The sequence below is a fragment of the Fructobacillus ficulneus genome, assembly GCF_001047075.2.
Classification (GTDB): Bacteria; Bacillota; Bacilli; order Lactobacillales; family Lactobacillaceae; genus Fructobacillus; species Fructobacillus ficulneus.
On record NZ_DF968001.1, the window covers coordinates 73,675 to 84,850 of the forward strand.

Sequence of the window (11,176 nt, forward strand, 5' to 3'; positions counted from 1 at the left end):
GGTTTTTACCAACACTTGTCCGAATGGACACACAGAAAAATTGGAGACAAACAATGAATATCCGTCCCCTCGAAAAGCAAGACTTACCCCATATATACCAGCAGAAAAACTCTCGGTCAGTCATGGCCCTCTGGTTTGAAGAGCCCTTTAATTCCCTCGATGAATTGAATCTCTTATATGACCGTCACATCCTAGACCAAAGTGAACGACGCTTTGTCATCGAAGACGATAATGAATTTGCCGGTGTCGTTGAATTGATCGATATCAATACGATTCACCGTCATTGCGAAATTCAAATCATCATTGATACCCGCTACCAAGGTCGTGGATTGGCTCAAGAAGGTCTCCAAGCCGGGATTGAATATGGTTTTTCGGTTTTGAACCTACATAAAATTTATCTTTATGTCGATGTTGAAAATCCTGCCGCCATTCACATTTACGAAAAATTTGGCTTTCAAAATGAAGGTCGACTCCGCCAACACTTCTTTGCCGAAGGTTGCTACCATGACTCATACATGATGGGCCTCTTCGCAAATAATTTTTATCAAAAAAAGTAAATTAATATTATGAAAACTGATGCACGCTACACAAAGTCGGATGCAGCCATCCGCCAGACCTTTCTTGAAATCCTTGCTCACAAAGATTTCCATAAAATTTCTGTCCAAGAAATCATTCAAACGGCCGATATCAATCGATCGACTTTTTATGCCCACTTTTTGGATAAAGACGATTTAATGGAAACTATTCAGCGTGATTTATTGGATGACACTATCGGTACTTTACCAGATGCTGCTATCGATGCATTGACCGAGTCGGCCATCTTTGAACACCGGGTTTCTTATTTAATTGAACGACTCTACAAAAATCGCGAGCTAACTTCTCTCCTTTTGTCACCCCACGCTGAGCACTCCTTTGAAAACCGCTTGGTTGAGCGAGCTAAGGAAGAATTTTTCAATACCACTGAAGGCCGCCCTCTGGCTATTCCAGCCAAGTATGCGCTGACTATCTTAACCGGAACGGTAACCAACATGATCATTACTTGGATTCGCTCTGATTATGAAGAATCAACCGCTGAATTTACCCATATTTTAATTCAAGTTGTTCCTCCGCTATTGAATAAGGTTCTTCGGGCAGCCAATTAATTCAGAATTATTTTCATTACAAATACAACAAAAATAACCGTCAATCTTTTACGATTTGGTGGATAAAGTCTTTAATATCAAGGTTTTAAGACTTATCCAACTTTTATCCAACGATTGTCGGTTGTTTTATTTATGTCGCTATAATTATAATAAGATAACAACGAAAGAGGAGTCCTCACATGAAATCATCGTACAAGTTTATTTTAGGCTTGGCTCTTGGTTTGACAGTCGTTCTTGGTATCATGATGACTGCATTCTCACTGCCTGCCGTTAAATCTGGCATTAACAATGTCCCAATTGGTCTTGTGGCACCAAACGAAGCTACCTACGACAAGTTGGCCAAGCCGCTTTCAGATAAAGGCTTCAAGGTTAAGCACTATGACAGCACCGCTGATGTCAAAGATGCCGTTAACCATCGTAAGATTTACGGTGCCTTTGAAATGTCAGCAACCGGTGATTTGAGTCTTTACCAAGCAACAGCAGCATCAGCAGCCGTTGCCCAAGGCTTGAATCAAATCGGTCAAGGTGTGGTTACCCAACAAAAGGCTGCTGCTAAGGCCCAACTAGCACCAATGATGGCCCAAACGACTGACCTAAATACTCTTAAGGCTTTGAATGCTAAGTCAGCAGCCGTTGATACAAAGACATTGAAGGTTGTTGAATTGAAGTCATTCCCTAAGGCTGATCCGAAGGGAACTGGTCTAGCTGCTGGTGCTTTGCCAATCGCCCTTGGTGGTTGGATTGGAGCCGTTGCGATTGCCAACATGATTAAGGGTAAGAAGCAAAAGTTCTATGCCGCTTTGGCCTTTGCCTTCATTGGTGGTCTTGGCCTTGTTGGTGTCATCCAATTCGGTGTTGGTACCTTTGATGGAAACTACTTCTTAACTTCACTAGGAGCCATGGTCGGAATCGCCGCAACTGCCTTCTTCGTCCTTGGTCTCTTAGAGGTCATGGGTAACGGTGGTTTAGGAATCGCCGCCGTCATGTTAATTTTGCTTGGAAACCCACTCTCAGGGCTTTCATCAGCACCTGAAATGTTACCAAAGTTCTGGGGAGCCTTGGGTCAATTGTTGCCACCTGGTGCAACTGGAACCTTACTCCGCGACATCGCCTTCTTCAATGGTAACGGGATTGCCAAGTCATTAACTGTCTTGCTTACCTACGTTGTTGTTGGTTGGATTCTCTTCACTATCGGTAAGAAATCAGTGATTGACGCATCAACAAGTGAAACAAACGCTTAATTTATAGTATACACATCGCATTCTCTCTCAAAAATAAAATCACCTACCTTGAAGACTTCGGACTTCAAGGTAGGTGATTTTTTATTTTTAGTAGACCATCAGATTTTCTTTTTGATTAGCCGCAAAGCTCGACTTAGTAGCCTGCCAAATTCTTTCGGCAACATCGGGTTGGTTCATCGTGTATAAATGAATACCATCAACACCTTGAGCTACCAAATCAATGATTTGATCGATGGCATAGGCAATCCCAGCATCCTTCAAAGCCGCCGGATTGTTTGCATACCGGTCCAGCATCTTGCGATACTTCGTTGGGACTGGAACACCAGAAATCGCTGTAATGCGCTCAATCTGTTTTTTACTGGTACAAGGCATGATGCCAGCTTCAACCGGCACCTGAATATCAGCCAAGGCTAATCGTTCCTGAAAATCATAAAAGTGCTGGTTATCAAAAAACAATTGCGAAATTAAGTGCTGGCTCCCAGCCGCTACTTTCGCCCGTAAGGCATTAATATCCTCAACAACCGACTTCGATTCGCTATGCACCTCTGGGTAGCAGGCACTGGCGATTTCAACTTGAGGATACTTGTCCTGAATATAGGCAATTAAGTCCACCGCATGATCAAAGGTACCATTGGGTGCTAAGCCAGCAACAGGGTCGCCACGTAGAGCTAGGACATGGTTAATTTGGTTATCTAAGAGCTCTTCAATTAACCGATCAACATCTTCCGTTCCCCGGTACAAACCAGGTATGTGGGCCACAGCCGGAACGTGTAACTCATTTTGAATTAATTTAGCCACTTCAACTGTTTCTTGACTTTGGGCACTCCCACCCGCTCCCAAGGTTACCGAAATAAAGTCCGGGCTAACACCATTCAAAGCCTCCAGGGTAGAAATAATTTTTTTGGACCCACTATTGCTTTTGGGAGGGAAAACTTCCAATGAAAAGACCGTTTTTTTCTTAAATTGTTCAACTAAGCTCATAGGCATCCTCCCGAATCGATTGAATGGCTTCAATCATATTCTTCAGGCTGGCCCATGATTCACTTTCTGACCGGGTCTTCAAACCACAATCGGGGTTGATCCAAACTTTGCGGCTCGGAATCTTTTCGATGACTTCTTCAATTAAGTTTTTGATTTCGCTTGGTGCTGGAACTCGTGGTGAATGAATATCATACACACCAGGACCAACCTGAGTTTGGAAATGGTTAGCAACTAAGTCGTCAATCAAGGTGAAGTCTGCCCGTGAGGCTTCAAATGAAATCACGTCGGCGTCCAAGTCATCGATAGCCGTCAAGATATTACTAAATTCGCTATAACACATATGGGTGTGGATTTGCGTATCGGCCGCCACGCCACTGTGAACCAAGCGAAAGGCTGGGACAGCCCAATCTAAGTACTTTTCGTTCCAATCGGATTGACGGAGGGGTAATTTTTCACGCAAAGCCGGTTCATCAATTTGGATAATTTTGATGCCATTCTTTTCCAAATCAAGGACTTCATCGCGCAAGGCCAAAGCAATCTGCGTTACGACCCCTTCACGCTTAATATCTTCACGGGGGAATGACCAGTTAAAGATGGTTACTGGACCAGTCAACATTCCCTTAACTAACTTATCCGTCAAGCCATTGGCAAAGACTGATTCTGCTACGGTGATTGGGGCCACTCGGCTGACATCCCCCCAGATGATTGGGGGCTTCACTGCCCGACTACCGTATGATTGAACCCAACCATTTTGAGTAAAGACAAAGCCATCCAACTTTTCACCAAAGTATTCGACCATGTCATTGCGTTCGTATTCCCCATGAACTAGGACATCCAAGCCCAATTCTTCTTGCTTCTTGATGGCTTCCGCAATCTTTTCTTGGTTGAATTGGTCATACTGGTCCTTGGTAATTTCATGGTGCTTGTAATGACGACGGTTGGCCCGGACTTCAGCTGTCTGTGGGAATGAACCAATCGTTGTCGTTGGGAAGAGGGGCAAGTTCAAGGCCTCTTGCTGAATCTTTTCCCGTTCTTGGCGGTCTGGCAAACGATGGTAGTCAGCTTCCGTCAACCCGGAAATTCGGTCTTGAACGGCCACATTAACCGGGTGTTTGGTTGTCGCAAAGAGCACCTTGTTATTGGTCAACAAATCATCAGCATGTCCCTGGCGAATGTGGTCTAAGTCTGACAATTCACCTAACTTTTCCACAGCAAAGGCCAAATGGCGGTATACATCCTTTGGTAGTTGGCTTTCATTTTTAGCTGAATAAGGAACATGCAAGAGTGAACATGAAGTGTTCAAGACAACTTCACCATCGATTGGCAAATTGTTCAACAAATCAAGGGTTTCGGTATAGTCATTACGCCATACGTTCTTCCCGTTGACCACTCCGGCAAATAAAATCTTGTCCTGTGGGAAACCGTATTCTTGAATTAACTTGATGTTTTCAGACCCCTCGAGCAAGTCTAGTCCAATACCAGCAAAGGGCTTTTGAATTACATCTTGGTAAACATCGCGGATATCACCAAAGTAGGTTTGCAAGATAACCTTGGTTGAACCCGACTGAGCTACGATTTGATCATATAACTGATCAAAAAGGGCTTGATCGGTCTCACTCACATCAAATGTTAGGGCTGGTTCGTCAATTTGCACGAATTCCACGCCCGTTTGACCGACTTGAGTTAACAAATCAACGTAGGCCGCAACCAAATCATCAACGAAGTCTGCTGGTTGTGCACCGTCCAGGAACCGTGACAGCTTCAACAAAGTATAGGGACCAATCACAACGGCCTTAGCATTCACCCCAACCTCTTGGGCTTCCTCAATTTCTTTGACCAATCGGTCACTTACCAAGCGCACTTCAGTCGTTGGTGTAAATTCCGGCACGATGTAGTGGTAGTTAGTATTGAACCACTTCTTCATTGGCAAGGCTTTAACAGTCTTGCCATCCTTTTGGTACCCCCGGGCTTGGGCAAAGTATTCATCCAAAGCAGACAAATTAAGTTGGCGGTACCGGTCAGCAACGATGTTAAAGCCAGTTGCGACATCCAAAAAGTTATCGAAGAATGAAAAGTCGCCGACGGGGATCAAATCAATACCCGCTTCTTTTTGGACTTGCCAGTGGTCATTTTTGATTACTTTGGCTTGCGCCAACAATTCTTCGGCATCAATCTTGCCTTTCCAATAATGTTCCGTTGCGAACTTCAATTCGCGTTCTGCACCAATTCGTGGAAATCCTACAATCGTCTTTGTCATCTTCATTTCTCCCTTTATTTTTCTACTAAAAAGCGCCCCTAGACTAACATCTCTGTCACTCTAGGGGCGCTTTTTGCGCGGTACCACCCTAATTTTTTTGCCATTGGCAAAAATCTCATTTAGCTAGCACGATTGCTAACTAAAACAGGATAACGGTTGTTAACCGTAGTCGCCTTGTCACGAATGTGATTCAGTGGCTAAACACTCCAAGACCATCTTCACTAAGCATTTTCATACCAGGTCTCACCCTCCTGGCTCTCTGTCATGAATTTCCTTAGGTACTCATCTCTTCATCGTTATTGTTGATTGTTAATTTTGTCAAAGGCTTGGCTTAAGTCAGCCTTCAAGTCTTCAATGTCTTCCAAACCAACGGAATATCGGACCAAACCATCCGTGATTCCACGGGCATGGCGTTCTTCGGTGTTCATTTCTGCGTGGGACATCTTTGGTGGGTAAGAAATAATTGATTCTACCGCACCCAGTGAAACGGAAAAGATTGGAATTTCCAAGTGTTCGACTAACTGGCGGACGTTGTCCTCGCTACCAATGTCAAAGGACAAGACCGCCCCACCAGACTGGGCCTGGCTACTTTGGACTGCAAAGCCGGCATCACTAGCTAAACCAGGATAGTTAACCTTAGTGACCAGGTCCTGACTCTCTAGCCAAGTAGCTAATTCAAGGGTGTTGGCTGATTCCTTTTCCATCCGGACGGCCACAGTTTTAATTCCCCGCAACAAGAGCCAAGAATCTGAAACACCGAGCGTGGCCCCCATGGCATTTTGTAGGAAGTAAACCTGGTTGCCCAAGTCTTCGTCCTTAGTGACAATCAAGCCGGCCAAAAGGTCACTATGACCTGCCAAGAACTTCGTGGCACTATGGATGACCAAGTCGGCCCCCAAGTCCAAAGGCTTTTGCAAGACGGGCGTCATGAAAGTGTTATCGGCAAAGACCAAAGCCCCGTGGTCATGCGCCAAGGCACTCACCTGACGAATGTCTGTCACCTGCAAGGTCGGGTTGGAGGGGGTTTCCACGTAAACAACCTTGGTATTATCTTGGAAGGCCGCCTTTAACTCGGCTTCATCCCCCAAATCAACAAAGGTGTAGTCAATCCCATACTTAACCAAAACTTCGGTTACCAGGCGGAAGGTTCCACCGTAGACGTTTTTGGTTAAGATGACGTGGTCACCCTGGTTCAAAGTCAACAAGGCCGTTGAAATGGCAGCCATCCCCGTGGCAAAGGCAAAGCCTCGCGTCCCGTGTTCCAAACTGGCAATTGAATCCTCTAAGACATCCCGGGTTGGGTTCCCTGACCGGGCATAGTCCCACTTACCAAAGTGGTCAAAGTCCCGTTGTTCAAAGGTCGATGACATTTGAATTGGTGGGTTAATGGCCCCACTTTCCTTATCGGGCTTGGTTGTTGTCTTAATGACTTTCGTCCAGTCGGAAAAGTTTTCCTTAGTCATGGATTAACTCCTTTGTTGGTTGGCTCGCAGCGGCTAAGGCTTGGTTCAAATCACGGATCAAATCGCTGGCGTCTTCAATTCCACATGAAATTCGTAACAAGTTAGCAGTGATTCCGGTCTTAGCACGTTCCTCTTCTGACATGTCAGCGTGGGTCTGGACGGCTGGTACAGTGACCAGGCTTTCCGTCCCACCCAGACTTTCTGCAAAGGAAATCACTTCTAGGTGTTGTAAGAACAAATCAACGCTGACGTCGTCTTGGACATAGACACTAATCATGCCACCCCGACCAGGATACAAAACTTTTTCAATCGCTGGTGACTTAGTCAGTTCGGCTACTAAACGTTGGGCGTTTTCTTCTTGTCGGGCCAGGCGTAACGGTAAGGTCTTCAAGCTCCGTAAGAGCAACCAGGAATCGAAAGGACCAAGGTTTGGTCCTGTGGTAATCAAGTTCTTGCCCAAGACTTCTGCTGTTTCTTCTGTCTTGCAGATAACCACCCCGGCCAAGATATCATTATGACCAGACAGATACTTAGTGGCCGAATGCACGACGATATCCGCCCCTAAGTTCAAGGGCTGTTGGATTAATGGCGTATAGAAGGTGTTGTCGACCAAGACCTGGGCATCATACTGGTGGGCATGGTCGGCCGTTTTTTCAATATCAATGACCTTCATCGTCGGATTCGAAGGAGTTTCCAACCAGACCGCTTGACCATCATCGGCCAACAAGGCATCCAAGGCATCATAGTCTTGACCATCCCATTTACTGAACCGTAAGTGGTACTGGTCGGCTAACAAATCAAAATAACGAAAGGAACCGCCGTAGAGGTCATCGGAAATAATGATGTGATCTCCACTCTTAAATTGGGAAAAAGCCAATTGGATGGCAGCCATCCCTGATGAGACGGCGAAGGCCTTGACCCCGTTTTCCATTTGAGCTAGAACATCCTCTAAGACGGCCCGGGTTGGTTCGGTCATCCGCGAGTAGTCATACCCGGTTGATTGGCCTAACCCTTCGTGGCGGTAAGCCGTCGAAAAGTACAGGGGCATTGAGATTGACCCAGTCACCTGGTCTACCCGGTTCCCCGCCTGTGCTAAAATCGTTTCAATTTTTCGTTGCCATGAACACTCACTTGCCATTGATTTATCTTCCTTCTCTTTTTAAAATTAATTTTCTATAATTTTTTCTACAATTGATGATTTTCACAATGGTAGACCCTTTACCTACCATTTCCCTGTTAGGTTTCAAAATGAAAAGCATTGGTTTTTGTCATCGCTGTTCTCCTTGTTTTCGATTAAATTTAACCAGTTTTGGTAAAGTTGGATACTGCTATCTTGCCAGGTGTTAATGATTTTAGCGCCGCAATCGTAGTAGTCATCTGGGTAATAGTTGGCAGGTTCTTGAATCAAACAGCCCTTCTTCAGGTCCCGGCGATATTCTTGGTCTAAAGTTTCGGTTTGGTATTCTGAATGCCCGGTCACATAGGTTTGGTGGTGACTAGCCGAGAATAAGACCAACGGTCCAGCCTCAGCGTTATCAACGACAATTTCTAAATCTTCTGGTAAGTCTTGACGGTCAATCACTGAACCGGCATGGCGGGACTGGGGAGTTGTGAAGTCTTCCAATCCTTGAGCTAAGACTGACTGGTCATTGATTTGTTCTTCTTGATAAATACCAAAGAGCTTTTGATCTAATTGTTGGGTTGGAATTTGAAAGTCATGATAGAGCGCCGCCTGAGCCGACCAACAGGCATTAATCGTTTGCCCCACATGGTCTTGAGCCCAAGCCTTGATGGTTTGAAATTCTTGCCAGTAGTCAACGTCTTCAAAGTCCAGTTGTTCAACCGGTGCTCCGGTGATAATCAAACCATCGAAGTTTTGATCTTGGATGTCGTGCCAACAGGCATAACAGCTTTCAACATCTTCTTGCCGAACTGTCTTGAAGTGGTGACTACAAGCATAGAGAAAAGTAACTTCTACGTCTTGGTCAAGTTGGTCTAACAAAGACAAAAATTGAAATTCAGTATTTTGTTTGTTGGGCATCAAATTCCAAACCAAAATTTTTCGTGGTGCTTCAATGGTTTGATTAACCCATTCTCGATTTTGTTGTAAAAATCCATTTACTGCATTTGCCGTCATTGTCGACCTCCTTCTTGTCCAAATAAAAAACGCCCCTAGAATCACAAAAAATGTAATTCTAGGGGCGCCAAACATGGCACGGTACCACCCTACTGTTGGTTTATTGACCAACACTTAAGACACTCATCGTAGCTATCTCTTAACACAATAACGAGTGTCAATCCGTAGGGAGCTCATCATCTGACTCACCACCTATACCGTAACCAAAGACCATCTTCAATATCTTCTGAAATGCCCTTTTGCACCAAACCAGGCTCTCTAATAAATCGATTAGATATTTACTCATCTTTTCTCAGTAATTTATAATTTATATGTTGTGCTTATCATAAACACCTTTGTTGGTTTTGTCAAATAAAAATTAACAAAATTTCAGCAGTGTCAAAGATTTTTATTTCAACAAATCCATGATACTAAAAGTTGTCCGGTGATAAACCTTGTTGTAAAGCTTTTTTTTTGGATGAGCCCAACCACGTGCTCGGGTTCCATAGCCAGGAATCAAAGCTCGTTTAACTGAACGCTTCATCTTTCCAGTTGTTCTAGCTGCCATTGATTTTTTAAAACTTGGTGTACGCATTCCGTATTTCATCTGTTCTTCCTCCATAACCTTATACTATGGACGAGTATAGCACTTTACATTTGAATTATTCTAATTATTTTTAGGAATATTTGAATAGATCCGCGTTATACTAAAACTAATTCAAAGACCGTCTTTGTCAGTTACTGTTAAATATATTTATACCTATCCAGGTAAATTAAAATTTTGAAAATCAGACTGATAAAAAAGACATACTATTGTTCTCGTTTTCGGGGGACAATTTACAGTACAATAGTAGTTTCGAATGGAGGTTGTACTTTTGTCTAATAACACTTACCCATCCCATGAAAGGTTACTTTTTGCTAGCTTTCTAACCATGACCGCTGGATCATTGGATGCTTACTCTTACCTAATTCATGGCCACGTTTTTGCCGGTTTACAAACCGGTAATATCATTTTACTGGGCATGCATATCGGTAACTTACAATTTTTTACATCAGCTCGCTACCTAATTTCTATTTTGGCCTTTGGCTTTGGTACTGTTCTCACTAAAATAATGGAACACTACCTTGAAGTTCGTGGCTACAGTAAAAATTTTGAGCGCCGTGCGGTTCTTTGGTACATGGCTGGAATTTTGATTATTTCTGCTTTAATTGAAAATGACGTTCCCAGTCTTGTTGGTACATCAATTCTTTCCTTTGTAGCAGCAGCTGAACTACAAGAATTTCGTCGCTTAAAGGGTGGCCCTTTCGTTCCACTCATGATGACTGGGAATATTCGGACATTTTGTGCTAATTTCTACGAAGGTATTTTCCGTCGTAATCGTGAATCACTCGGTAAAGCCATTGATATGGGAACCGTCCTCTTATCCTTTTTCCTGGGGGTCATCATCATTACAGTCTCAGTACCATTCATTGATGGCTACTCAATCTTCATTCCTGCGGTTATTGCCTTGATTATGAGCTATTTAATCGGTAAATAATTGAAAAAATATAGAAATACTATTGTATAAATTCAAATAAAGTTGTAACATAGCCTACATAATATAATTTACAGAGCGTTGTGTAGAAAGAAGACTTCTATGTTTGTTAATTTATTCAATCCTTATACCCATCAACGAAAGCAAGCTAAGCTCGGTTATTCGTGGACAACTTTCTTTTTTGGTTGTCTACCTGCCCTTTTCCGTGGACACTTTTTGTGGTTCTTCATCGGTTTATTAGTCCTTCTTATTTTTGGACTAGAGACGATTGGAATTGTGCCTGGCCTATACGGTATTGTTATGGGCTTCTTCTACAACAAAATCTACGTCAAGCACTTGATTAAAAAGGGTTTTCAACCAGCTACTCAAGAAGATGAAAATCTTTTACTATCAAAAAACATCTTCTTCTAAAACCAGTAAAAAGCGGGCAAACATTGTTTG

The 11,176-nt window shown here is 43.5% G+C and carries 11 protein-coding genes and 1 other annotated feature; of the genes, 5 read left to right on the forward strand and 6 right to left on the reverse strand.

Annotated elements, in window-relative coordinates:
• Window positions 1-53: 53 nt before the first annotated feature.
• From AOQ29_RS03670 to AOQ29_RS03680, 3 genes are all read left to right on the forward strand, one after another.
• Complete coding sequence (locus AOQ29_RS03670; protein WP_061993184.1) at window positions 54-557, forward strand: GNAT family N-acetyltransferase; 504 nt, start codon at window positions 54-56, stop codon at window positions 555-557.
• Between the two features lie 9 nt (window positions 558-566).
• Window positions 567-1,142 (forward strand): TetR/AcrR family transcriptional regulator, encoded by a 576-nt coding sequence (locus AOQ29_RS03675; protein ID WP_061993185.1) that lies wholly within the window; start codon window positions 567-569, stop codon window positions 1,140-1,142.
• 179 nt (window positions 1,143-1,321) lie between these two features.
• Complete coding sequence (locus AOQ29_RS03680; RefSeq protein WP_061993186.1) at window positions 1,322-2,383, forward strand: ABC transporter permease; 1,062 nt, start codon at window positions 1,322-1,324, stop codon at window positions 2,381-2,383.
• A gap of 87 nt (window positions 2,384-2,470) precedes the next feature.
• On the opposite strand, the gene metF is transcribed toward AOQ29_RS03680, so the two are convergent.
• The 6 genes from metF to AOQ29_RS03710 all read right to left on the reverse strand — a co-directional run bounded on the left by metF (window position 2,471) and on the right by AOQ29_RS03710 (window position 9,807).
• Window positions 2,471-3,364 carry a methylenetetrahydrofolate reductase [NAD(P)H] gene (metF, locus tag AOQ29_RS03685; protein WP_061993187.1) on the reverse strand — a complete coding sequence of 298 codons (894 nt, stop codon included), beginning with the start codon at window positions 3,362-3,364 and terminating at the stop codon, window positions 2,471-2,473.
• Window positions 3,351-5,621: a 5-methyltetrahydropteroyltriglutamate--homocysteine S-methyltransferase gene (metE, locus tag AOQ29_RS03690; RefSeq protein WP_061993188.1), complete on the reverse strand. Its 2,271-nt coding sequence runs from the start codon at window positions 5,619-5,621 to the stop codon at window positions 3,351-3,353. Before metE ends, metF begins: the two co-directional genes overlap by 14 nt.
• A 59-nt stretch (window positions 5,622-5,680) precedes the next feature.
• Window positions 5,681-5,924, reverse strand: a binding site (T-box leader).
• The gene (locus tag AOQ29_RS03695; protein ID WP_061993189.1) at window positions 5,918-7,084 is read right to left on the reverse strand and encodes an aminotransferase class V-fold PLP-dependent enzyme; all 1,167 of its coding nucleotides are present in this window, start codon (window positions 7,082-7,084) and stop codon (window positions 5,918-5,920) included. Its footprint overlaps the feature before it by 7 nt.
• Window positions 7,077-8,222 (reverse strand): aminotransferase class I/II-fold pyridoxal phosphate-dependent enzyme, encoded by a 1,146-nt coding sequence (locus tag AOQ29_RS03700; RefSeq protein WP_061993190.1) that lies wholly within the window; start codon window positions 8,220-8,222, stop codon window positions 7,077-7,079. The genes AOQ29_RS03695 and AOQ29_RS03700 overlap by 8 nt, the downstream gene beginning before the upstream one ends.
• Window positions 8,223-8,327: 105 nt before the next feature.
• The gene (locus AOQ29_RS03705) at window positions 8,328-9,221 is read right to left on the reverse strand and encodes a homoserine O-acetyltransferase/O-succinyltransferase family protein (RefSeq protein WP_061993191.1); all 894 of its coding nucleotides are present in this window, start codon (window positions 9,219-9,221) and stop codon (window positions 8,328-8,330) included.
• 388 nt (window positions 9,222-9,609) lie between these two features.
• Entirely contained in the window at window positions 9,610-9,807 is a 198-nt protein-coding gene (locus tag AOQ29_RS03710; protein WP_061993192.1) for a hypothetical protein, read from the reverse strand.
• A 253-nt stretch (window positions 9,808-10,060) separates the two neighbouring features.
• On the opposite strand from AOQ29_RS03710, the gene AOQ29_RS03715 reads away from it, so the two are divergent.
• Together AOQ29_RS03715 and AOQ29_RS03720 are read left to right on the forward strand one after the other, a co-directional pair.
• Complete coding sequence (locus AOQ29_RS03715; RefSeq protein ID WP_083989265.1) at window positions 10,061-10,738, forward strand: YoaK family protein; 678 nt, start codon at window positions 10,061-10,063, stop codon at window positions 10,736-10,738.
• A gap of 99 nt (window positions 10,739-10,837) precedes the next feature.
• Entirely contained in the window at window positions 10,838-11,146 is a 309-nt protein-coding gene (locus AOQ29_RS03720) for a hypothetical protein (RefSeq protein WP_061993194.1), read from the forward strand.
• Window positions 11,147-11,176 lie beyond the last annotated feature (30 nt).